Genomic DNA, 23,706 nt, shown 5'->3' on the forward strand with positions numbered 1-23,706 from the left:
GATAGTCCCGTTGCTTCTCACCGGACAAACGTTCGGAATAATCGGATCCTTTCTATTTGCGTTAAGTACGGTTGGAATAGCCCCACCATCGAAAGACCTCACCATGTTAAGGGAAAGCCCGAAGGGACCTATAAGACTTTGTAGCCCCACCTTTGGTTGGACTTTCACCAACTAGATAATGCTTGCCTTCGGGCACGCTATAATAGAAAAAGACAGCCGATCTACCGGCTGTCTCTATTGTTTTTTTATCTCGTGTCCTGTTCCGTGCTTATAAATCAAATCTTCTGCATCTTCGGTTCAGATATGTTCTTTACAGTACCAGCTGTGCGTGGCGAAACAATGAGGGGTTCTTCGGTGTCGTGCCGACTCCTGATCCCCACTGCAACAAACCATCGCGGGAATCGCCACTGGATCCCCGGTCATCGTCATTCACCAGGAACGAGATTCCAATGGTCTGCATCGGCGGTCCGCTAAACCCTAGCGAGGTCCACGGGACAGAGATGACGTAGTGCATGTTACTTCCGTCTTGAACGATGTTCGCTTTAGCGCCAGGGGTTGGTCCCGACTGCTGGCCGGCCGGCGCCGCGAAGGTGTAAACTGACGGTCCGCTGTCGAGAAGTGCAGCCCCGATTTCAACACGCTGTCCGCCAGCGTGTCCTGGCACTCGGTCATAGGTACTGAACTGGATGGAATCGGTCTGCCATAGTGTGCTTGGAGTGCGCGCGCCGAAATGTTTATCGTCTGTGACCATGGCGTCAATCACAAGTGCGTCGCTGTTGTAGTTGATGCGCAGATGCCCACTGAGATCGCTGTTGCCGCTTCGTGACCCGGAAATCGATACCCATGTCGCTTGCGTCGCCAAGTCGATTGCGGGCAACGATTGGTGGTCTGTGGGCTCGATGGGAGCGTAGGAAATCGATCCGGATAAAGTGTCCGAACCGTTCTCGCTATCGACGGTCACGCTATACCTCAGGGAATCGAACAACGGAATGTCGGAGAGCGGGAACCGCATCGATGCAGTTCCATTCGCAGAGACATTGGCCACATCCGGCACCTCCCCAGATGCCGGCCCAACTTGGTAGGTAACTTGAGTCGCCGTGAAGGCGCTGGTTCGATTATTCTTCAGATCGATGTCGAGAAAATAACTTCGGGACGTCGCATCTGAGGTGATTGTTGGCTGGACGCTGATCTCGAACGGCTTGACGACATTTGTCGTTACCCTCAAGCCGGCAACAAGACTCGGCTCGTGCTTATTGTTGCCCCCTTTCCCCGGCTTCGCTTTCGTTACATCTACGGCTATAGTTCGCTGGCCAAGGAGCATGGTTGCAGGAACGCTGATAGTGGCGCTCGTTACCTTGCCTGGGGAAGTTCGAAGCTTTATAGGTTGTGCCCCGTTCGCAATGATCGTCAACTCATTGGGAAGATCCGTCCTGCGGTCCGAGCGATCTGCAGTCACCGTTACAAGAACCGCCTCTCCTTTGATCGACTGGTCGGCAACTTTCATCGTGATCGCTGACTGCGCTAAGCCTAAGTTGTCAACATTGCCTGTGACGTAGATCGGGCTGCCGTTGAGCGTCAGAATGACCGCGCCGTCTGTCGGATTCACCGTCTGAGCCGAGCCATATTCATCAGTGACGATCAGAGGCTGGGTAGTATGCAAAGCAATGTCCTCGGAGCCCGTGGACCACATCACCCGAGTCGTCGAGCCTCCTCCTGTGTACGGATACGAGTAGGCGGTAGCGGAGCCGAGGCTGTCGCGGGCACCAAGAGTCTTTCCGGTCACCGCGCGAATGAGCACAGCGTTTGCGACAGCTCCCGGTTTCGGAGCTACGCCGACTACGCCATCGACGGGTTGCCCGAACAGTCCAAAGTGATGTTCCCTATTATTGGGGTCCGTACCGTCATCCATAGCCGAGTACCAACTGAAGACATCCACGCCTGCTGCCTTTGCCAGCACCTGAGCACGCACCAGATTATCCGCTTGCTGGAGCTCCGTAGAGCCAGGGGCATACGTGGGCCAACCGTTCTCCGTAATCCACACGGGGACATGCCGATTTCCAGCCGCCTGCCTCACCTGCTGCACCAACGCAGGAAGCTTCGATACCAATAGGGTTTGCTCGGGCGGGGTGTTTGCCCCCTTGAGAGCGTAACCGTAGACATTCGTCGCGAACGTATCAATGTAGTTGATGCCGCCGGCAGCGAAAAAGGCATTATTCCAGTTATCGTCAATGGTAGATGGAATCGGGCCTATGACATTCGCGTCGGGGTTTCCTTCGTGAATGGGGCCGTACATAGCCTGAAGCATCTGTACATAGCAGGCTGCAGTAGTACCGCAAGCACCGTTGTTGAAGCCGGTGCCATTGAACTCGTTGTAGATGTTGAAATCGCTGACCTTCCCTTTGTAGTGCTCGGCGGCAGCTTTTCCGAACTGACCAAACGCGGCTAGGCCAGCCGCGGAGCTCGGCGTTTTCCCGTTGTCATAATTTGCATTGTTGTAGGCCAGAACACCCTGGGGAGTCATGCCGAGTTCAAGAAACTGTTGTGATTTGGCTTCAAAACCATACCCAGCCCAGTTGTACACGCCTGGCTGCTTTTCAATTAATGACCAGTTAATATCGCTGCGAATGTGGCCATAGCCGATTGTCGCCAGAGAATTCATGAGTCCGTCTTCAAGGGATTTGTAGTGACCAAAGTGTGTGTCGATCCCGAAGAAGGAATCAGGGCTTAAGGCGCCGGCTGGCGTCGGGGTCACAATGCCAAACGTTGTGGTGCGCGTTACCGTCTGGTCATCAATCAGGCTTGAGAAAGTGAGGTTGTAGAATCCCGGACCGAGGTCCTGCACCGATAGCGAAGCATGTCCGTCAGCTCCTACGGGTACAGATCCCGTGCGAAGACTCACGCCCTGATCATCCGTAATTTCATATGAAACCAAGTCACCCACTGTGCCAAAATCCAGGTTTGCGGAATTGGTTGTGAAGAGCAGACTCGGGTTCATCACGGATAGCGCTGGGGTCGTTGCAAAAGTCACCTGGACTCGCGCGAAACAGATTTCCGGCATGACGCCATTGATACTGTGAACGCGCAGACGGAAATCTGCACCGTTTGTGCCATTTGCGAACCTAATTCCGTTCAGTTCAAAAATCTGATTCTTCCAAGTCTGACTGCCGCTTGTAGGCATCCAAGGGGTGGCCTGGTATGCGTTGTTTTGACCGTCATACTCGATGGCCATGGTCGTCGCCGCTGCGTCAAAGTAGTCAACGGACACGATTGCGTACGTCGCACCATCAGGTTTCGCGGAGCTCCCTACATCAATGTAGAGAAAGGGATTTAGGGGATCTTGTGACGTCGTCCAGCACGCCCTGCCGTTCCTGGACGTCGCAGCGTGTGTCGGGTCTTTGTCTGCGTCACCAGGCCAAGCCTTGTTAACACCGCTGTATATTGGGGGTGAGCTCAAAATTACGTCGACCTGGGGCTGGGCAGCGACGGTATGGGGTGCTACCGCCCCAATAACACTGACTGACACAAGCAAGACAAGTACCAAACGGATCATCAACTTTTTCACGAACATGACGTTCACTCCCTTATCTTGAACTGGAACTCAATCACAAATGACTCTGTAAGCGTTATCAAAGATAATTAGAGTTTTTCCGTATTAATTTATCTCTTCCGCCCATGCAGAGCTTGCTGGCATTGGAATCCGCTCCACCTCTCCTTCTATAAATTGACCACGCAGCTGGAGAAGGAACCGGATGTGGGAAGTTTGAACCTTCCGGACATTCTGTAGCCCCTGGAATACATAGAGCGCAGCAGCTGTACCCGATGCTTCTCCGATGGCGCTTACCGAGGCCATGATCCGGTAGGAGCTGTGAGCTTCGTGGGTGCCGCTGATGCATCGGGAGCTGAGTAATAGATTGGTGCAGCCCTTGGGGATAAGCGAACGGTATGGAATATGGTAGTAGCCTGGCTCAGGGATGCTCTCAAGCCTACTGGCGCCTCCATCCGGACTATGAATATCCAAGGAATAAGCGCATGCTGCCACCATATCATCAAAGCGCCTGCTCTGCAGGCAGTCCTCTGCAGTCAGTTCGTATTCTCCGACAATTCGCCGCCCCTCTCGGATACCCAGCTTAGGGGCGATGTATTCCAGCTGGGCATGATGGAAAGCGGGATGCTGCTTAATAGCCTCAAACAACTCCTGCGCCTGCCGAATACCTTCTCCTTTCCCTCTAATAACTGTTTCCGGCCGGGTGGGGTCTACATCCAGCACCGAAGTAGAGTTGAACAGCAGGGCTTTTTCATCTGGATAAGGAAAACAAGTAATGCTCTGCCGGGTGTTGCCGGTGAGGCCTGCCGCTTTCATGTCGAGGTAATAAGGCAACAGCTCCCTTCGCAACGAATGAATGGCTGACCACTGCCGAATATCCGGCTCCTTCAGCCGGGAGCAGTCTATACCGCTGACCTTGAAGGTGGTAGTGGCGGACTGCAGCTTACCGTCGCCTTCTCTGCCCAGTTTGTACTCCAATCCCGCCAACGCGGAAAGATTGCCGTCGGCAGTGGCGTCGAGGTATATCTTAGCGGTAACCGCAGTTGTTCGGCTGCCCTGAATATGCAGACGGACAATTCGTCCATTCTTCATATCAACTTGAAAGACCTTACAGTCGGTCCACAGCGTAAGGGTTGGTTCGGAAGCCAATAGCCCCTCATATGCAGCCTTCAACTCCTGCTCATCATAGGTAGGAACGAGCTTCTCATTGTAATGCGTGTATGCGGCGGGGAACAACTCCCGGTGAATGCCGCTGGTAATCGGTTTTCCCCGTGAATCCCGGAAGTTGCATATTAAGGATACACTCGAGAATACACCTGTTCCCCCCACTTCCCCGGCTTGTTCGATCAGTAGCACCCTCATCTGCAATCTTGCAGCAGCAAGCGCCGCGCTAATACCTCCGACACCCGCACCCGCGATGATAATATCAAAATCAAAAGACTCTTTGTTCATATCGTTAGACCCCCTAAATCCGTAACTTCTCTCTCCTCTGCGGAAAAACGACCTACCCATACTCGTTGCGGAGCACCGCTATAAACGATGCTGCCATTGCATGAAATCTCGCAATATCCGGGGTTCATGCTGACTTCAATACTTTGTCCCCTGAATAGGAAACCGGAAACGCGTACCGTACCTTCCTCCGGCGGGTTCGGACGTATCCACAAGCTGCCGTCCAATCCTGGTTCGATTCCCGCCATACCGAACAGTAGAGCTTCCACCCCCGAGAACCCCGCCACCACATTGGCCCGTTTATGTGCAGGTACAGCAGGCCTGTCACAATAATGCTCTTGCGGATAATAGGGCAGATGCCTTCCCATCCACAGTAAGCGCTTCAGTACATTCCAAGCTGGTTCACTTTGGCCATTTTCCCATAAAGTCAAAGCCAGCATCGGTCCGTCTCCCGTGTATGATCCACTGCCGGACCAGTCCGGATCATTCAGTTCATAATGAAGTTCATCCCTGGCGGATACACTGCTTACTCCGTAAGCTCCGAGGAATGCATCGTCTGTTACCTGTCTGAGCATTCCGGCCATCATGGTCTCAGTACAAGCGCCAAAGCGCAAAGCGTCATAATATTGGATCGAGTAGATTATTTCCTCGTGGCCCCCGGGATAGAGTGCCTTGAACCAGCCAGCCTCATCATCCCACAGATGCTCCCGGATTGACTTTCGAATCCGCTCCGCCTTTTCCCGCCACTCCTTAACCGGCTCATGGTCTGCTCCTAAATGCAATGCCAACTCCGCCAGACGGTCGTAGCTCCAGGCCCGCTCGGCATTTGGGCTGGCTACAATGTGCTCATAGCCCGCCCCGCGCATTTCGAGCAAATTATGCTGCAAACCGTAATCCAGCAAATCATTCCATTCGGTAAGGCGCTGGTCATCATACAGTGTTAGCAGTCTCATCGCCGGGAACAGATCGCTCCCTTCCCCATGGAGCACATTAGCGGACCAAGCAAAATGGATAAAGGACCACAGGCTATAGGAGTAAGGGACGTCCGCTCCTCTGCCGGTTGGGGCAAACCGAGAGTGGCGGTCAATTCCACTTGCCACCATCAGTCTGGCCAACTCCAGGCTCTTCTCCTTGCCAAGCAGAAGAACCATCGTTTTGGCTGCGTAGCCGCCAACATCCCACGGATAGCAGCATATGCCCGCCCCCTCCATACCAGATACCGCAGGAAACGGCGTCATGACGAACTCAGGGTTTTCCCATAAACATACGAGACCGCTAATAAGCGAACGTTTATAATAATCCTCCAGCCCAGGAATATCGGATTGCAAGTAAGGCAGACGTTTGCTGGCATCCTCCAATCGCTTCTCCCAACCTGCTGTCGTCCGCTGCTCCAGCTCTGCCAGCGTCTCATCCGGGCAATATGGATTTCCAGACTCGGTCATGATGATGCCAAGACGTACCTCCAGATCTTCCCCGTCGGCCAGCTCCGCTTCCCAAACTCCTTCCCGCAGTAGAGTTACTCGGACCTGTTCATTCTCCCAAACACCGGACACTGCGAAGGTCAAGCTCCCAGATTCGCGTTCGCACAAGCCAGGCTCCAATTCCTGAGCAGGCGCTGCTGCCGCCTCTGGCCAGCCATAGTCCCACAAGTCATAAGCTACATAAGCCGGGCTGCCCGGTGTTACTCGGGGACGCAACCTAACTGGCACCGGACTGCCGCTGCGGTTGCGGATGGTCACCTTCAGAACAAATCCATGGGTGTTCAATAATGGAACCAGCTCACTGCAAACGCTTAAGGAAATCAGCCTTTCTCCGATAAAATGATGGTATGTGCCACGGCGGAAAATTCGATCGGGGCGCCAGCGCTCTTCGGCGTAAAGTACTCCGCAGTCTCCCTTGCCCAAGTTTCCTGTATCCTCAATATCGTGGTCGTTCACGATCATGTGAATCCCAGCATGCAGATCCTTAGCGGCAAAAGGGGGCGAGTAGCACCCCTTAACTCCCATTACCATATTTCGTTCCGGAGCTACGGTGCTATAACCGCTACATACCCAAATATGCTCCTTAGGCGCAAGACAAGCCCGCAGATCAAATGCAAAGTCCTCCAGCAAATAACTCATAACGCACCTCATTTTCTTTAAATAGCCACATTATTTCTTAGCCTGCTTAGCATACAGCTCCGTATAATCCTTGATCATCTGGTCCCCGCCCTGAGAGCGCCACTTCTCCACTTCTTTATTGAAGCCGTCTTCATCAAGAGTTCCCATAATAAATTTGACACGGGCGTCAGTTATGATCTTGTTCAGCTCCGTTCCCTTTTCCACAGCGGTCTGAGAGATCAGGGGCTCCACCGGGTTGGATACGGCAATGGCCTCGTTTTCTTTCATCATGGTACGGAATTTATTGTCCGTCTCCCCCTTCCCTTTCCAGATCATCAGCGCACCATCATAGGTAGGCAGCTGCTTTAGTGGAGATACCTCGTTGGCATACGCTGTTTGGTCAGTGATTTTCGGTTCTCCGTCCTCTCCTTTGGTGTAATGGACCCCCTCGATACCCCACGTCCAGGTATACAACATTTGGTCATCGACGATTTTGTCAAAGAAACCAAGAAGCTGTTTCAGCTCCGCCTCCGACTTGACTGTAGCCTTTGGGAACACGAACATTCCGTTATATCCAGTGGTCGCAAATACCTGTTCCCCCTTTGGTCCTTGAATTCTGCTGACAATATCAATTTTGGCGTCAGGATTGGCCTTCTTCAGCTCGTTTCCTCCTGTGATCACGAAGTCAAGGGTGGTGAACAGCATCCCGGCCTTACCTTGGAAGAATTGCTCTTGCTGTTTGTTGACTTTGGTAGCCGCAAAATCCTGATTAATCAACTTTTCCTCATACAGCTTCCTATAGAACTTCATGGCTTCCATATTTTCTTTAGTCATAGACTCGGGAACTGCTTTGCCATCCTGAATATCCCATTGGTTGGGCGCTCCGAAGAAGGACGCGATGGTCTGGAATCCAAGTAGACCTGTGGACCCTGCGCCGCCGGAATCCTCGGCTTCCACCAGCCCGAATGTATCGTTTTTTCCATTTTTGTCCGGATCGTCTAGGGCAAATGCGCGGATAACATTATAGAGATCATCGATGGTCTTGGGTTGCTGCAAGCCTAGATTATCTAACCAATCCTGCCTGAAGGTTACGCCTTGGCGGGCCAAAGCTCTGGCGCGGTACAAACCGTAAACCTTGCTATCTACCGATATATTCTTCAGTACCTGTTCATTGGTGTTGTACTTGCTCAGATTAGGATAGTCCTTGATATAAGGTCCGATCTCCCAGAACATACCCGACCGCTCCGCATTGATGATAGATGAGGACTTGGTATCCCCAATCATCAGTACCTGGGGTAGATCATTGGAGGCGATAGAGACGTTGACCTTGTCATTGTAAGCAGACGCCGGAACCCAAGTGACATTGATTTTGGTATTCGTATACTCTTCGATTTGCTTGATAATCGAATTGTCGGCTTTGGGCGGCTCAGTCGAGGAATACTGGTTCATCATTGTAAATGAAAATTGTCCACCTGCCTGCGGGCTCTTCCCTTCCTGTTTGCTTCCACACGCCGACAAACTTGCGGCTGTCAGAATGACTAAGAGACCTGTCAGGAACATTTTGTAGCTTAACTGTTTCATGTCTTACTCCCCCTCATTATATTGAAGATATTGTATTAAAAGATGAATAAGGTCATCCTTTAACCGAACCTAGCAGCACTCCTTTGGCAAAGTGCTTTTGCAAAAATGGATAAATTGACAGAATCGGGACGGTGGAGAACACAATAACCGCCATATTGATAATCTTGGACGGCGGCGGAGGGGCCTCGCTCATATCAGACAACCCCTTCTCCGAGAGAATCACAATCTGTCTTAGCAGGACCTGGATCGGCCATTTATTCGAATCGTTGATATACAAAATAGCGCTCAGAAAGGTATTCCAATGAGTTACTGCGTAAAACAGTGAAAAGGTTGCCAGCGCAGGCAGAGATAGTGGGATGACTATACGGAATAAAATCCCAAGGTCATTGCAACCGTCAATCTTGGCCGATTCCTCTAGGCCGTCAGGCAACTGCTGGAAGAAATTTTTGATGATGATCATATTAAAAGCACTGATCGCGCTGGGAATAATAAGCGCCCAGTAGGTATTGGTAAGGTGCAGCTCTTTGACAATCAAAAAAGTAGGTACAATACCGGCGTTGAATAGCATTGTGAAGATAACCATGAGCATGACAACGCGCCGTCCGTAAAGATCTTTGCGGGCAAGTGGATACGCCATCAGCACAGTCAGCAGCAGGTTCACCAATGTCCCGATCACAGTCACCCCAATGGTAACTGCCAGGCTGCGCAGCAATATTGGAGTAGAGAAGATATATCGGTAGCCCTCTAACGAGAATTTCGTTGGAAATACGAGGAAGCTCTTGGACAGCACCTCCTGCTCTGTAGCGAAGGAAATCAATATGATGTAAATAAACGGGATGATCATCACAGCCGATACCAATAGCAGGATTGCGACATTGATCCCGTCAAACATACGGGTGCTCCAGCTTCGGGTTTGTTGATTCATAGATTAATACACTCCTTCCTCGCCGAATCTTTTGGCCAACCAGTTGGAACCGATGACCAGTACAAATCCAACCAGCGACTTAAAAAGGCCAACAGCGGTACTGAAACTGAACTGCCCTTGCGTAATCCCCGCCGTATATACATAAGTATCAAACACTTCTCCGACCTCACGGTTAATCGGATTTAGCATCAGGAAAATTTGCTCAAAGCCCGTATCCAAAAAGCTTCCCAACCGGAGGATGAAAAGAATAATAATGGTGGAGCGAATGGCCGGAAGTGTCACATGCCATAATTGTCGCAACCTTCCTGCACCATCCATTTTTGCCGCTTCATATATCTGGGGATCAACTCCTGCCAAGGCTGCAAGAAATATAATGGTTCCCCATCCCGTCTCCTTCCAAATCACCTCCAATGTAACCATGGTTCTAAACCAGCCTGAACTGGCGAGAAAATTGATCTTATCTCCACCCATTGCCATAATGGCTTCATTCACCAGTCCGCCGTCGATTGTAAAGAAGGTATAGGCGATGCCGACTACCACGACCCATGAGACAAAATGCGGGATGTAGATGACGGTCTGTATGGCTCTTTTTAATTTCTCACGGCGCACTTCATTAATCATAAGAGAGAGCAGGAACGGTGCAGGAAAGAAGAATAGAATATTGTATCCGGCCAGTACCAGGGTATTCCTCAGAAGCATCCAGAACGCGGGATCATGGAATAGCCGCTCGAAGTGTTTCATGCCAACCCACTGACTGCCGAAAAAGCCCAAGAAAGGCTGATAATCCTTGAAAGCCAAGAGAAGTCCCCACATCGGGGCGTATTTGAATAATAGGAAGTAAAGGACCCCGGGGGCCAGCATCCCGTACAACCATTTGTTTCTCCGTATCTGCCCCCAGAAATAGGGTCTCTTTCTCATCGGGGCAGATATTTCAATCGCAAGATTTCCTTTGGGTTGATTCATCTTCGACTCCACCTTCGTGTTATTTGTGCGTACCTTCAAGATAAGCGTCCGACAAGCCGACGTCTATAATCAAGGGATAATCATCAAGGAAGGTATTTGCCACTATTTAGGTTATAATCATGATCACGTGCGGAACAATCATGAGGATACGATCAGGAGTAACTTCTTGTTACTCTGTAACATCATAATGAAAAGACCCCCAACGACAGGCTGTGGACCTATCGCAGGGAGTCTTCGGCTGAAGCGTTCATTTTTTCTGATGGCAGTGCAAATCCCGGTATTGTCCGGGCGTCATGTTCTCCATCTTGCGAAAAAAGCGAATGAAGTTCTGGGGATTGGTGTAGGTTAATCGATCCGCGATATCTCCGATCTTCATATCAGTCTCTACCAGCCATTGCTTCGCCATCTGTAAACGGTAGTTTTGCAGGTACTCGCTGAAGCTGATCCCCTTTTCCCTGCTGAACAGCGGCCCCAAATGGTTGGGGTGATAATTCAATTGCTTTGCGCATGCTTCAAGCGTAAGCTCGGTGTCGAAGTTCTGATGGATCATATCAGTTAGCTGGTCCGATATTTTCTTGACATGAGACTTTCTCTGGTGCTCCAGCCTGCGCATGATTGGAGTAATGACTGTCTCACTAAACCAAAATCGGATTTCCTCCTGGGATTTTAGATCAAGCAATCTGTCAAAAAGCTGTTTTTCCTGATCGGGTGGAAATTCCGCGTCTGTATTCTTCTTTGTATCTGCTGTTATCTCGGACTGTCCAAGCTCGGTCAGTATCGTGTACAGCCTGACCAATGCCATCCGATATTGGCGCCAGTCGGCTTGCTCTTCAAAGATCAATCCAATGCAGCGCTCCAACAGTTCGTCAGCCCTTGTCCGCTCCGCGAGCTTAACTGCATCGTAGAGCTCTTTGGCTGCACGGTGCGGGAACACGCTGGATACCAAGTCTTCAGGCTGGACATCATCGATAAACAGAACTGATTCCGCGCCGAAACGGATCCTATAGCGAAGCGCCTCCAGTGCTTGCTTGGCAGAGATAGAAATATCGACGAGCTGATTTTGGGGACGGCTGATGCCGATGCTAATATGCAGCTTCAGGTATTGCAGTACTGTTCTCTGGATCAGTTCTGCTACAGCAAACAACCGGTTCTTGTACTCCACATCCGTAGTTACGGCACCTCCGACAACCGTGATTTGGGATTGTTCCAGCAACACAGAATCTAGCCGTTCCTCGGCGGGGATCAGCTCGCCGACGATATTGGCGATCGCGAAGAGCAGCAGATCACGGTCGTTTTCGCTATACCGGGACCGCTCCAGAAAATCGATCTGAATGGCGAGTACGGCATACCAGTTCCAATCGGCGTGATAGCCATATTCTTTCAATCTGGCCGGTAACTGAGATTCTTTCTCCTCGCCGCGAATCAGCTTCATGACAAAAAATTGCTTCAGTTCCCGTACTTGTCCTGTCAATTGAGCCAGGAGGCGGGATTCCGTCTGCAGCATGGATTGCAACCGACAGCCGATCATGGTGAATTCGTCGGTACGGGCTTCATCTGGCGGATCTCCGAATCTGCTGGCAATCGTTGCGGCCAATTTCCGAACTGGCCGGTAGAAATTACGGGAACCAAGTAGTGCGAGTCCGCCGGTTATCAGAACCATGAGCAGGCATACAAACAGAGTAACCCAGCCTATAGAGCGGGAATCTCGGGTAATATCCTTGATGAATATGGCGGAAACATAAATCCAGTCATTATAACTTGACTTACGAACGATAACGGTTGTATTGTCCCCATCAAGCTCAACGTTGAATTGTCCTTCCGTTTCATTTCGCCTTTGCATCTCGGCAACAAGTTGCTCAAAACCGGATTGCTGTATTTTCCGATCGCTTCGGGACAAAAGCCGGTAATCTTTATCCATTACCATAATGCTACCGATTTGGTTGTCGGCCGCCAGAAGGCTCGCCAGCTGCGATTCGGCGATGGTCACGATGGCCAGTCCGTTGGCTTTCAGCGAATTCAACGGGATTTTCTTCACAAGACTAATACTTGGCGAGCTTTTGTCCTCGTCCGTTACCCAAAGAGAAAATGAAGGCAGCTTCTCATACCGGAGAAGATGATCCAGATTCCTTACATCGTCAAATGTAAAAATATTGTTGTTGTCGACGCCCCATTTACCTTTTAAATTTACTACAGTCATATTGTTTATCGTAAGCTCGAAGGTTTGGCTGCGCACCATGTTCTGGTACATCTCATTATAAACCTGATAATGGGCTGCAGAATAAGGGAGCGACATCGCATTCACCACAAGGGGCGAGCTAATATACTGCGTAACCGAATGATCGATCGTCTTGAGGGTTTGCTCCACACGAAGTTGGGTCTGCTGAAGTGTCGCCATGCTGCTCTGGTTTACCTTGTCCTGCACGATTGAGGAAGCTTTGAAATATGAGATGATTCCAACGATGATCACTGGAATAGAGCCAATCAGCAGACTGTACATTAAGAGACGGGTGAAATAGTTGCTGGAACGAATTTTCATGGCAACTCCCTTGTGAACGTTTTCAATAATGTTTCACCTATTATAGAGATGAGATTAAAGGAAGTCCATAATCAGGACATAATCATTAGAACGGATTATCTGGTTTGATTCGTTATCAGCTTAGCATAATGTTGAATACACTTTTTTGACATCAAGCGTGATCTTATATTCAACGGCATGAACATGAAGAGAAACGTACTTTTAGGCTTTTAGGGGACTATTTGGGGATTCAGTTATATTTTGATTTTTTACCTGATTAGGCTTTTTAATTAAGACAAATCGACCATCTACATGCTACCCTTGTCGGATAATTAAACTTAATAGACTATCGCATTGGCTAGGGTAGAGAACCTCGCTCGTCTTGATTCATCAGGTATGACAGACATTCTGTAACCCCCTAGAGTTCACATTAGTTTGGCTGCATTTCTTTAGTCATAATGCTAAGACTGCGTCTTTCAAGGGAATTCGGCGATTGTTGCGCTATCCTGCCCGTTGAGAATAAGACAGCTGATCTCCCGGCTGCCTCCCCAACTGTTTTTTTATCTCTCGTGTCCCTTCAAATATTAGACATACATCTAATCAGCTATGATTCAAAGTTCTTGTTCATTTCGGCTAACGATGTAAGTTCTTGTACTCAGCTCGGGACAAGAACTTGGTTAGTCTGAAGTTGAATTTCGGGGTTAGCGAGCACCGATCGTAACTGGCGGTCGGCTTGGCGTTTAGCTTTAACATCTAGAGTTCAGAGGGTGAGTTCCGGTCTGGATGCACGAGCGGGCTGTTGCCGTTGGCATTTGCAGCTCAGAACCCCCCACTCTCTGCTTATTCCTCCAACTCCCATTAACAACAAAAAAACTGCATTTCCGCCTTTTCTTCTGGATGGACTCTCAGGGACTCGAACCCTGGACCAATTGATTAAGTGTCAACGGCTCTACCAACTGAGCTAAGAGTCCATGTATAAAATTGTTGGTGGAGCCAAGGGGGATCGAACCCCTGACCTCATCGCTGCAGCGATGCGCTCTGGCGTGGTGGTCAGGGGCACTGCCCTATACTTCACCTCACAAAGCAATGATCAATTTCCAACTGTTTCATTTCCAAAAAAGAAAACCCGTCTCACGATGGACCCCTTTCATACTTTTGACTAGGGGTAAGCCGCTTGCCAAATCCCTTATAAACGCCCCACGATTCCTCATCCTCCCCGGTTTCAGTGCAAAATGGCGTATAATGAACAAAATATAAATTCACATAAGGGGATATTAAAGTCATGAAATTGAGCCTGAATTGGATTACGCTAAGGGTGCGCGATCTGGAGGCATCCCTTAATTTATATCACAGGATTCTGGGACTTCCGATAGACCGCAGATTTGAGAGCAGAGGAAAACAGATTGTTTATGTTAGGCACGGAGGGACAGCCCAAGATCAAGCTTATACAGGGAACCGACCGGCTCTGAAGCCAGAATGCGGCGCTTCCGTTGGGTTCGAGGTGGAGTCACTGGATGAGGCAATAGATCATTTGAAAAATCAGGGCATCCCGGTAGCGCGCAGGCCGATCACGCCGAATCCCCGCTTGCGGTTCTTTTATGTTCTGGACCCGGACGGCTTTGAGGTACAGATAGCTTAGCACAGCTAGGCCAGTGTTTTTCAAATTAGCCTCTTGCTTCACTTACCAAACAGCACAAAAAACGGCGGAGACGCCGTTGGATCAGAGCATATCTCCCCCAGTGAAAATGCACGCTTCCCTTGTTACCGCATGTTCTCGGCAAATAGCACAATGTTTTGAAATCAATGATAAAAGCGTACCCATTTAACCTCATCGATCCGTCAGACCTCCTAAGAATAAGAACGTCATCTTTACGGCTGCAGCCGCCTCAAAGTAGATTCGTCTGCCTTGGCCCGTACTTTTGCCTCCAACTTCCTTCAGATTCACCTCGCGGTAGATACCCTTGCCCTTCGCTAAAGGTAAACTTGCCAGCCCCCGTGGGAGACTTTCACCCTAGAGATGACGCCCATGCTGGGCGTACATCTCTAAATCATTATCCAATTTTAAGAGTCTAGTCGAAATTTCAGTTTTTGGAGGATCAGGCATTACAGCGGTGTTTAATCTGCGCTGTAATTCTTCAATTCCGTATTCCTTATTCTTAAAACGTTCGACTAAGATTTCGTAATGATGAATGACTATTGAAATCCAATTTATCGGTACATGGCTTGAGTTTTCTGCGCAATCTTTAGCTTCCTGCAATGAATCGTGCAGAGTGCCACCAATAACATTCCACTCTAGGTCACATGAGAATAGATAGTAACCTCTGGCACCGTCATATTTAGCTACCGCGAAAGCAGTGATAACCTCTTTTTTTGTTTTCACCCTCGAACAAAACATATCCGTTATTATTGAAATGCTCGTTTGCTGTATAAATCAAAACATTTGCTCCATCCAGCAATGGTGGCACTGTCAAGTTATTCACCTGCTTTCGAAATTAAAGTGTTCGTCTATAAACTCTGCAAACTAATACTCAAATCCTATTGGTTGACACTCAACTAAACTGCCCGTTAGCTTAATTCCGAAATCCCTCGGGCAGACCGAGAGGCGATAGCCCCAACGCTTGATATGGTGTTATCTGATGGATTCGCCTACTAGGAAGCACTAACATTTCTTTTACTTAATTTCTTAAATACCGAGTATTCCTTATTGGACTTAATAAAACTTAATATCTTTTCGGCACATTCTTTTGGATTCATCTCTTCAGTATTTACTTCGAGGTCATATTCATCAAAGCAATATACTTTGCTAAACTGTGAAGCTGCCAGTCCGATTTTTCTATCTCCTCTTGCTTGCTCTCTTCTTATGAGTTCTTCTTTCGAGCATATTACACCTATAAATAACGTAGGCTGATCGAAAAATTGATCAAGAAACTCATTAAACCTCTTGTCATTGTCGATTACGGTATCTACTATTACATTAAAACCCACTTCTGATAACAATTTAATTGTCGAATGGTACACTGAGAATATGGAATCATCAAGTATTTGTGAGACAACTTGATGATCTATTTCTCTTGGAGGTTCATCTGGAAATTTATTATTAATAAAATCATTGTAATTATTAAAAAAATCATCAATTGATAAATGATAAAAAGGAATCTCTTTCTGATTTATCAGTTCAGTCGATATGGAGGTCTTTCCAGAACTTGAAGTTCCATTTAGATAAACTAATATCCCTTGCTTCAATTTAATCATCCCTTCAAAAAAAATCTTTGCGTATTTTTCAGATAACGTTATAATCACAAAGTTCATAAAATTATCCAACACATAAAATATTCGAGAAACGATTGAACTATCCTGCCCGTTAGCTCAATCACTAATCGGATTCATTTACTTTAAAAGAAGTGATTCAATAAATACCTCTATGTCAAATGGTTCAGTCGTAGTTTCGTATCTACCATATATATGGCCGTTTCGATCGATTAAAAACTTTGAGAAATTCCACTTGATCCCGTCACCGGCATATATGTCCGGATACTTTTCCAGCAGAAAATCCTGCATCCATTGACCGCCTGATGTCTCAGTATCGAACCCTTGAAATGGTGCTTGCTGTGTTAAATATTGAAATAACGGATGAGCAGACGGTCCCCTAACCTCAACTTTCTCGAATAAAGGAAACTTAACTCCAAAGTTGCTCTCACAATATTCATGTACTTCCGAGTTACTCTCTGGCTCTTTCTCGTTGAATTGGTTGCAAGGAAAACCTAGTATTTCAAACCCTTGCTCATGGTGAATTTCGTAAAGCCTTTGAAGATCAGGTAATTGGCGAGAATAGCTGCATCTACTGGCAGTGTTCAGAATAAGCAGAACTTTTCCACGATAAATTGACAATTCAACAGGCTCACCATTAATTGACTTCGCTTGAAAATCATAAATAGACATCAGACCATTCCTCCGCATTATTATTATAAATAACATAATATCGCTACAGGCTTTTATTGGTCTAATATATAAAAGAAATAATCTTTATAGAATGAACCTATAACCCAATATTACCTTAGTATATTGCCCATTTAATTTACTAGAAAAGAGGAGCTACCATATAGGAAGCTCCTCTACTTATTTCCCCCAACAAAATCCGTTTCTAAATTAATCATGAAAATAGTACATCCTCTCAGCTCTGGGGCTTATCCTAACTTGCTGGAGAACTTTTTTTATTACCTATAGCCAATTGAACGATAATCTGAAGCACGATGATTACAGCCAAACCATAGAATGCTTGGACGAAGCTGCCCGTTGCATCATGGAGCCAGCCAATGGCTAGCGGCCCAAGCGCTCCGACAATGTAGCCACCTGATTGAGTCATTGCGGACCAGCTACTGGCTTCCTGAGCATTACTTGTTTCATCAATGGGCAACATCAGTGCAATCGGGAACAGTCCACCTGCTCCAATACCGAGTGGAATCGCCGCGAGCCAGGGGCTAACGGATATGTTCAGCATCAGGACACCCATCAACTCTAATAACGCACACCCGACAAGCCAGAATACACGTCTTTGGTAACGGTGTACAAGCATGGGAATGAACAACGTAGAGGGCAGAGATATCAATGTAAATAAGGTTTGGATGTTGCCGGCTGTCTCTTGACTATACCCCTGGCTTTGGATTGCTGGCGCAAGCCAAGCGGTCAACGAGTAGAAGATCGCTGCCATCAGCCCGAAGAATGATGTCAGCATCCAGGCACGCTTGTTGTTCACCGGAAGTGGTGCATTAAGTACACTCGAGATTTTACCGGATTGTCGATCTATGCGCGCAGACCAGGCTAATCTCAACCAGATCGGCAATGCAATGGCTGCGAGAAATGCCCATACAGCCAACGAGCCCCTCCACGAACCACCCAGCGTATGCTGAAGCGGAACCGATAATCCCACACTAATGCTGGCCCCCATCACCATCGCTGTAGAGTAGATACCCACCATAGCTGCCACTCGGTCAGGGAAGTACTGCTTAATGAAGCTGGATAATAGCGGCCCTGCCAATGCTATTCCTACTCCGGACAGAAAAGAAGTGAACATCATCAATGGAGTTGTACCAACAAACCATCGTAATCCTGTACCTAACCCAATGAGGATTAAAGCCAGAACAATTGCGCCCTCATTCCCCCACTTTCTGCTTAATCTTACGGAGAACGGAGCAAATATGCCCATGCATAATACCGGAAGTGTGGTTAACAGACTGGCGGTAATCCCGCTTATACCCAGATCATTCTGTACGGTGCTCATTAGAGGTGAAATGGATGTAATAGGTGGTCGTAAATTCAGTGAAGCCAGGATAAGCGCTAGGACGATATAAAAAAGTTTCATTATGAATCACCTCATGGTAGTAGTATCGTTACATTCACCCATCATCCTATTTGTTAACGAAAGATCGTTGGGTGGTGCACGATTAAGTATAGAATCATTAGAATGATTGAACAATACTATAGTTTCTATTAAAATGATTACTAAAACCAATGATTAGAGGGGATTCATATGGAGATTCGTCAGATGGAAAACTTCATTGCGGTGTGTGAGGAGCTTCATTTTACACGAGCAGCTGAGAAAATCGGCATATCTCAACCTACGTTGAGTCAACAAATACGCGCGCTCGAGGATGAACTCGGTGTTCCCTTATTTGACCGAGTCGGCAAAAAGATTGTGATGACCCAGGCAGGAAATCTGTTTCTGGAGCACTGTGTACAGATGATTCGGCATTTACAGAATACCCAGGATGCGTTAGCTGAATTCCGCAATGATCAACGAGGTCGGTTGGTAATTGGTGTTCTCCCTTCCGATCTGGACTATCGGCTCACCCCATTGCTCGTGAATTTTCATGCACGATTCCCCAAGGTACAACTGAAGGTTATCTCTTCGATCTATGTCTTGAATCAAGTGCTGGATAATGAAGTAGACATCGGCATCGAGATCACGTCTGCTCCTGATGATCGGCTTGTACGCATTCCTTTGTGCAGTGAAGAATATGTACTCGTCGTTTCCGAGAATCATGATTGGGCTGAACGAAGCACGATTGGAATCCAGGAACTGCGAAATATCCAAACTGTGATGTTCCCCGAAGGATTTACAGGCAGAGAACTGGTTGATGGCTATTGCCGTAAATATGGATTCAGTTTAAATACGATCATGGAGACCAGTTCGGCTACTTCCATTATTAGCTTGGTTAAAGCCAACGTCGGAGGAACATTGCTGCCTTATCGTTTGATCCAAGCGATGAATGAACCAACACTACGCTGCATCCGAATTACAGACGATCCGCCATACCGTCACTTTGAGATCATTCATAGGTCCGACCGTTTTCTGACAAAATCGGCCAAGGCATTTATTGAGAAAACTATCGAGTATTTCAATTAAGAGTGAGTTGCGATTTAGAGAAGAGAAGTTACTAAGGAAACCGCATAATACATGACAGAAATGTCATTACGGATTCTTTTGTAAGATTCGCTTCTGCTGCCAGAACTAGAGTATAGTAGGAGTTGTTAAAAATATATTCCAGGAGGCTATAGCCATGCCACAGGAGATCTGGATTAACCTGCCGGTCAAAGATGTTGAGAGGTCAACTGCCTTTTTCAATGAGATTGGATTCCATGCAGTTAGCGTTGGTAACGAGAGAGCCAAGCTTGACATAGGCCAAACAACAATTCTGTTGTTCCCGGATGCGGCGTTTGAGAAATTCACAGGTTCTAAAACCGCAGATACTTCACATAGCGCAGAAGTAATATTTTCCATTGGCGCTGAAAGCAGAGAAGAAGTAGATGCCTTTATTCAAAAAGCAGAGTCTGCCGGAGGAAAAATCTTTGGCAAGCCGAGTGAAATTGACGGCTGGATGTACGGCGCAGGATTTGCCGACCTGGACGGTCACCGCTGGAATCTGCTGTACATGGATGAGAGCAAAATGCCTAAAAGCTAATATGAAACTTCAATAAGGATGTGCTTTAAAAGTAATCGGGGATATCAAGTACTATGGAGTCGATATCATTTTCTTTTGAGTAACACATACAAACACTGTCTTTATATTTTTGAAACTCATTAGGTAGTACAATAAAACCTAATTCTTTGTAAAATTCTATTCCAATATCACTATAAAGGAAAAAGTTGTTACACTTTTCTTCCTGTTCAAGTTTATTTATCGTTTCTTTGACCAATAAAGAAGCATATCCTTTTTTTCTTAAATATAAAGGGGTAGCAATTGAACCAATCCCCTTTACAATTTGGTCATCAGAAAGAATTAGTTCATATACGATGAGGGAGCTTAATAGTTGCTTTGTATCTGTTGCTTCAAGAACGTACCACTTTCCCTTTCTATACTTTTTGGAAGCCTGGCACATAGTTATATATTCTTCATATGGCAGATTATCTCCCCAAACATCATAGCCCATCTTATAAATTTCGATCATTTCCTCTTTTGTTGCTTCCCTAATTTTTTTCAAAGTATCTCTCCTTTTGTTTTATGCGGTTATAGATTCTTTTCGACAATAAGCTTATCATGATTTCTATTCTTCTGAAGCAAAACTGCTCCCAAAGTATCTGGGCTAACGTTCTCCGTTCGTTGAACAAACTACTCCCAGTAAGGAGTACCACTAAAAAGAAATTCTTCTTTATTTACATATCGCTTAAATTCCCGACTTGCTAATTTATTAATGTGACTGGGTAACCACTCATTAGATTCAGGCAGCCCAAGCCAAAAATTCATTGTTTCGAGTTGGGCTGCTACAAAGAAACCTTCCAAACGTTGAACATAGTTATGAGGCAGGTCGAATTGTTTTGCGTATGATTCTAGCAACTGGTTTCTGAATGCTGGGTGGATATAAGAAAGTGTCCAACCTAAATCGAATAAATAATATCCGAACCCACAAGCTCCAAAATCAATGGCTCTAGCTTCTTGTTCATGAAACACAAAATTACTTGGAATCAGATCTGCGTGAATTATCCCCCAATTGCCAGGTGTTCTTTCTATGTCGTTCATCATTAAAATTGCACACTTTCCAGCCAATTGCAGAATTTCCACATCATTTTTATTGAGCTCACCACCGTTAGCAAGCTGTTTTAGCTTTTCTAATGATTGTGAGATTCTAGAATTATCAAATGACGGTCGAGTAAATGATGACGGAATTTTCCAAAAAGATGATTGTTTATGAAGCTTTCCGATCAATTCGCCTACACACTCGGCATCATTGACTGTTGGAACAAATTGTTTTTGTTCACCATCTACCCATTTTAACAATGTACAGTTTATGTCAGCTATCTTAGTAACATATTCACCAATGTTATTTTTTATAGGTGATGGCAACACCAGATTTGTATCATTTGTTAATGATTCCAGCCAAATCATTTCTGATTGGATGACTTTTTCCTCAGACCAAATACTTTCCATCGAATCATTTTTTGATAGATGTATTCGCAAACTATAACAGTTACTTTTCTTATCTGTCACTTTATAGATGGTGTTTGCATTTTGTCCAATATGAGCTATTGATTGATAAGTAATTGGATAACAAGTTAATGCTTCTATAGCAATATTCTGAGTATTTAGCACGGTATCTTCTCCCCTTGAAACAACCGAATAAGGACATCGTACCATAATATTTTCCAATAGTTTGAGAGAGAACACTTATATTTATATTTTATCCATCACTTAGTTGATTAAGGTAACCTGCTCATCTATATGTATTATTCAACTATCGTGTCCCGTTAGCTTAACGGAACTTCGATATTATTGTTATTATCTGATTTAGGATGAAGACGATTTTCTATTACAAAAAAATGATTGAAAATACCTACTACTCGTATTTTATTATCTGCCTCTCCAAAAATTTTTGTTTCTGCTGTCATAAAAATAATCTGATGTGTGAGACTTGATGATTTCAAGTCATTAATAGTATGAAAGCAATTTGAGCTTTCGGAACTGTAACATTTAAGACCGTGAACCTTTTGGAGGTAATTATCATAATCTTGACTACTTGGTTTTGTATAAGCCATCACAAATAATAATATGGAAACTATTAGGAAATCATATTTCTTCTTGATAAAGGCACCTCATCTCTTATGGATAATCGTACCAGATAATACCGCTTTTAACTGCCTAATAGTTCAACAAGGCAACACCACGCTCTACTGCCCGTTAGTTGAACAAATAAAAAACGGCTGCCGAAGCAACCGCTATTCCACTAACGTTCCCCGTTAGTTCAATAGAATTAACAGTTTCAGTCCGATGGTATCCTCTTGTCTATGATTCAAGCCACCACTTTCAATCCTATGATAAAATACTTATAAATCCCACTATAGCCAAACGGCCAAAGCGGATATAATCTTACTCTAAATTACTGGAGGTAGCGCTCCGTACTCGGCCCACTGCTCTTTTGTCGGGCCGTAAAGATCCGGCACACGAAGGCCTGCCTGACGCATCAGGACTGTCATCTGACCACGATGATGAATCTCATGCTTTACGAGAATATCCAGCATTAAGCCGTTTGGCCATTGATCACCATACATATCGCTCATGATAAGCAGATTCTCATCTTTCCAACTGGACTGTATAGCATCAAGGAGCGCTTGTGAGGTCCTCTTATAGACTGACGCGATGTCTGCTGCCGAAGCTGGCACCGGCATATCTTCGCTCGGTCCTTCGAAAGACAGTCCCGTCCGAGATGGCATTTCGTGCAACGTCTGTACAAGGTGCCATGCAACACGTCCAAGCGTTCTATGATCACTTGTTATCTGTTGGCCAAGAGACTCGTCGGTCAGCATCTCCAGTGTCCGCATTGTTGCTTCCGTTTCATTTTGCCAAGTTGCGGTAAAATCTTTAATGTGTTTATACATATCCAACATCTCCTTTTTGTAATGGAATCAAGTTTATTATACCGAACATTAGTTCGCAAGTAAATATTTACATTTACTTAAACTACCCCCCGTTAACCAAACGAAGCTGCCGAAAATCATTGCGCTAATCCCGAAATGTAATTACCTACGTATGGTTAATACTTTTGATCATTTTGTTTACGCTAGCCTGCCCGTTAGCTTAATGAAAAGAGCAGGATACCGAAGCACCTGCTCATCAATGTATATTGTTAAATTGTCGTTTCCTTTACATTAAAACCTAAATCGAACTGAATGCAAACATTATTTCAGATTCGCATACCAATTCATTATTTACCGTGGCGACTCCCTTTCCTTTGACGATTTGTCCCTTGATTCGAATTACATCAAATACAAGAAGGAGTTGGTCTCCTGGTTTTACTTGTCGTTTGAAACGACAATTATCAATACCAGTCAGTAAGCCTATTTTATGATTGTTGCTTTCAACGTTAGACATAGCGACTCCACCGACCTGTGCCAGTGCTTCTACAATTAAGACTCCAGGCATTACGGGATAGTCAGGGAAATGACCGAGAAAATAAGGTTCATTAATGGTTACATTTTTAATCCCAACAGCTCTCTTCCCCTCATTAATCTCCAATATTCTATCGACCAAGAGAAATGGATTCCGATGAGGAATAATCTCTTTAATTCTTTCAATATCAATCATGGATTTGCCTCCCTAATCGGTTTATTACCATTTTATCGCCTTTGGGTTAAACTGGC

18 protein-coding genes and 1 tRNA gene are annotated in these 23,706 nt (G+C 46.3%); 3 read left to right on the plus strand and 16 right to left on the minus strand.

From position 1 onward, the window contains the following. Positions 1 to 310: 310 nt before the first annotated feature. The 8 genes from MHI27_RS18030 to MHI27_RS18065 all read right to left on the minus strand — a co-directional run bounded on the left by MHI27_RS18030 (position 311) and on the right by MHI27_RS18065 (position 14,047). On the minus strand, positions 311 to 3,229 hold the full coding sequence (locus MHI27_RS18030; RefSeq protein WP_405174378.1) for a hypothetical protein: 2,919 nt from the start codon (positions 3,227 to 3,229) through the stop codon (positions 311 to 313). Between the two features lie 423 nt (positions 3,230 to 3,652). Beyond that, positions 3,653 to 4,996 (minus strand): FAD-dependent oxidoreductase, encoded by a 1,344-nt coding sequence (locus MHI27_RS18035; RefSeq protein ID WP_405174379.1) that lies wholly within the window; start codon positions 4,994 to 4,996, stop codon positions 3,653 to 3,655. Continuing rightward, complete coding sequence (locus MHI27_RS18040; protein ID WP_405174380.1) at positions 4,993 to 7,113, minus strand: MGH1-like glycoside hydrolase domain-containing protein; 2,121 nt, start codon at positions 7,111 to 7,113, stop codon at positions 4,993 to 4,995. The genes MHI27_RS18035 and MHI27_RS18040 overlap by 4 nt, the downstream gene beginning before the upstream one ends. Before the next feature lie 30 nt (positions 7,114 to 7,143). Continuing rightward, positions 7,144 to 8,673 (minus strand): extracellular solute-binding protein, encoded by a 1,530-nt coding sequence (locus tag MHI27_RS18045; protein WP_405174381.1) that lies wholly within the window; start codon positions 8,671 to 8,673, stop codon positions 7,144 to 7,146. Positions 8,674 to 8,725: 52 nt separating this feature from the next. Then, positions 8,726 to 9,598 carry a carbohydrate ABC transporter permease gene (locus tag MHI27_RS18050; RefSeq protein ID WP_405174382.1) on the minus strand — a complete coding sequence of 291 codons (873 nt, stop codon included), beginning with the start codon at positions 9,596 to 9,598 and terminating at the stop codon, positions 8,726 to 8,728. A gap of 3 nt (positions 9,599 to 9,601) precedes the next feature. Beyond that, the gene (locus MHI27_RS18055; RefSeq protein WP_405174383.1) at positions 9,602 to 10,561 is read right to left on the minus strand and encodes an ABC transporter permease; all 960 of its coding nucleotides are present in this window, start codon (positions 10,559 to 10,561) and stop codon (positions 9,602 to 9,604) included. A 247-nt stretch (positions 10,562 to 10,808) separates the two neighbouring features. Continuing rightward, positions 10,809 to 13,097, minus strand: a complete 2,289-nt coding sequence (locus tag MHI27_RS18060) for a helix-turn-helix domain-containing protein (RefSeq protein WP_076286697.1) — start codon at positions 13,095 to 13,097, stop codon at positions 10,809 to 10,811. Positions 13,098 to 13,974: 877 nt separating this feature from the next. Further along, positions 13,975 to 14,047, minus strand: a tRNA-Lys gene (locus tag MHI27_RS18065). Positions 14,048 to 14,358: 311 nt separating this feature from the next. Here MHI27_RS18065 and MHI27_RS18070 point away from each other — a divergent pair. Further along, positions 14,359 to 14,715, plus strand: coding sequence for a VOC family protein (locus tag MHI27_RS18070; RefSeq protein WP_405174384.1), 357 nt, complete (start codon positions 14,359 to 14,361; stop codon positions 14,713 to 14,715). Between the two features lie 372 nt (positions 14,716 to 15,087). Here MHI27_RS18070 and MHI27_RS18075 read toward each other — a convergent pair whose 3' ends face one another. From MHI27_RS18075 to MHI27_RS18090, 4 genes are all read right to left on the minus strand, one after another. Next, positions 15,088 to 15,456, minus strand: a complete 369-nt coding sequence (locus MHI27_RS18075) for a hypothetical protein (protein ID WP_076286696.1) — start codon at positions 15,454 to 15,456, stop codon at positions 15,088 to 15,090. A gap of 269 nt (positions 15,457 to 15,725) precedes the next feature. Then, positions 15,726 to 16,319, minus strand: a complete 594-nt coding sequence (locus MHI27_RS18080; protein ID WP_405176762.1) for a chloramphenicol phosphotransferase CPT family protein — start codon at positions 16,317 to 16,319, stop codon at positions 15,726 to 15,728. A gap of 144 nt (positions 16,320 to 16,463) precedes the next feature. Beyond that, positions 16,464 to 17,015 (minus strand): glutathione peroxidase, encoded by a 552-nt coding sequence (locus tag MHI27_RS18085; protein ID WP_076286695.1) that lies wholly within the window; start codon positions 17,013 to 17,015, stop codon positions 16,464 to 16,466. A gap of 250 nt (positions 17,016 to 17,265) precedes the next feature. Continuing rightward, positions 17,266 to 18,435 carry a CynX/NimT family MFS transporter gene (locus tag MHI27_RS18090; protein WP_405174385.1) on the minus strand — a complete coding sequence of 390 codons (1,170 nt, stop codon included), beginning with the start codon at positions 18,433 to 18,435 and terminating at the stop codon, positions 17,266 to 17,268. 168 nt (positions 18,436 to 18,603) lie between these two features. Here MHI27_RS18090 and MHI27_RS18095 point away from each other — a divergent pair, with 168 nt between their 5' ends. Together MHI27_RS18095 and MHI27_RS18100 are read left to right on the plus strand one after the other, a co-directional pair. Next, positions 18,604 to 19,479 carry a LysR family transcriptional regulator gene (locus MHI27_RS18095; RefSeq protein WP_405174386.1) on the plus strand — a complete coding sequence of 292 codons (876 nt, stop codon included), beginning with the start codon at positions 18,604 to 18,606 and terminating at the stop codon, positions 19,477 to 19,479. Between the two features lie 154 nt (positions 19,480 to 19,633). Beyond that, the gene (locus MHI27_RS18100; protein WP_149647094.1) at positions 19,634 to 20,035 is read left to right on the plus strand and encodes a VOC family protein; all 402 of its coding nucleotides are present in this window, start codon (positions 19,634 to 19,636) and stop codon (positions 20,033 to 20,035) included. 25 nt (positions 20,036 to 20,060) lie between these two features. On the opposite strand, the gene MHI27_RS18105 is transcribed toward MHI27_RS18100, so the two are convergent. The 4 genes from MHI27_RS18105 to fabZ all read right to left on the minus strand — a co-directional run bounded on the left by MHI27_RS18105 (position 20,061) and on the right by fabZ (position 23,650). Beyond that, a complete protein-coding gene (locus MHI27_RS18105) occupies positions 20,061 to 20,555 on the minus strand; it encodes a GNAT family N-acetyltransferase (protein WP_405174387.1) in 495 nt (164 codons plus the stop codon). A gap of 128 nt (positions 20,556 to 20,683) precedes the next feature. Next, complete coding sequence (locus tag MHI27_RS18110) at positions 20,684 to 21,661, minus strand: phosphotransferase enzyme family protein (RefSeq protein WP_405174388.1); 978 nt, start codon at positions 21,659 to 21,661, stop codon at positions 20,684 to 20,686. Between the two features lie 779 nt (positions 21,662 to 22,440). Next, positions 22,441 to 22,944, minus strand: a complete 504-nt coding sequence (locus MHI27_RS18115; RefSeq protein WP_341053303.1) for a DinB family protein — start codon at positions 22,942 to 22,944, stop codon at positions 22,441 to 22,443. Positions 22,945 to 23,221: 277 nt separating this feature from the next. Then, positions 23,222 to 23,650: a 3-hydroxyacyl-ACP dehydratase FabZ gene (gene fabZ / locus MHI27_RS18120; protein ID WP_076287072.1), complete on the minus strand. Its 429-nt coding sequence runs from the start codon at positions 23,648 to 23,650 to the stop codon at positions 23,222 to 23,224. Positions 23,651 to 23,706: the final 56 nt, after the last annotated feature.

The sequence above is a fragment of the Paenibacillus sp. FSL H8-0261 genome, from assembly GCF_045040645.1.
Lineage (GTDB): Bacteria > Bacillota > Bacilli > Paenibacillales > Paenibacillaceae > Paenibacillus_AQ.

Excerpts from the sequence above, each read along its gene's own strand:
- MHI27_RS18030 (WP_405174378.1), bottom strand. The coding sequence starts at position 3,229 with ATGGCCATCGAGTATGACGGTCAAAACAACGCATACCAGGCCACCCCT.
- MHI27_RS18035 (WP_405174379.1), bottom strand. The coding sequence starts at position 4,996 with ATGAACAAAGAGTCTTTTGATTTTGATATTATCATCGCGGGTGCGGGT.
- MHI27_RS18040 (WP_405174380.1), bottom strand. The coding sequence starts at position 7,113 with ATGAGTTATTTGCTGGAGGACTTTGCATTTGATCTGCGGGCTTGTCTT.
- MHI27_RS18045 (WP_405174381.1), bottom strand. The coding sequence starts at position 8,673 with ATGAAACAGTTAAGCTACAAAATGTTCCTGACAGGTCTCTTAGTCATT.
- MHI27_RS18050 (WP_405174382.1), bottom strand. The coding sequence starts at position 9,598 with ATGAATCAACAAACCCGAAGCTGGAGCACCCGTATGTTTGACGGGATC.
- MHI27_RS18055 (WP_405174383.1), bottom strand. The coding sequence starts at position 10,561 with ATGAATCAACCCAAAGGAAATCTTGCGATTGAAATATCTGCCCCGATG.
- MHI27_RS18060 (WP_076286697.1), bottom strand. The coding sequence starts at position 13,097 with ATGAAAATTCGTTCCAGCAACTATTTCACCCGTCTCTTAATGTACAGT.
- MHI27_RS18070 (WP_405174384.1), top strand. The coding sequence starts at position 14,359 with ATGAAATTGAGCCTGAATTGGATTACGCTAAGGGTGCGCGATCTGGAG.
- MHI27_RS18085 (WP_076286695.1), bottom strand. The coding sequence starts at position 17,015 with ATGTCTATTTATGATTTTCAAGCGAAGTCAATTAATGGTGAGCCTGTT.
- MHI27_RS18090 (WP_405174385.1), bottom strand. The coding sequence starts at position 18,435 with ATGAAACTTTTTTATATCGTCCTAGCGCTTATCCTGGCTTCACTGAAT.
- MHI27_RS18095 (WP_405174386.1), top strand. The coding sequence starts at position 18,604 with ATGGAGATTCGTCAGATGGAAAACTTCATTGCGGTGTGTGAGGAGCTT.
- MHI27_RS18100 (WP_149647094.1), top strand. The coding sequence starts at position 19,634 with ATGCCACAGGAGATCTGGATTAACCTGCCGGTCAAAGATGTTGAGAGG.
- MHI27_RS18115 (WP_341053303.1), bottom strand. The coding sequence starts at position 22,944 with ATGTATAAACACATTAAAGATTTTACCGCAACTTGGCAAAATGAAACG.
- fabZ (WP_076287072.1), bottom strand. The coding sequence starts at position 23,650 with ATGATTGATATTGAAAGAATTAAAGAGATTATTCCTCATCGGAATCCA.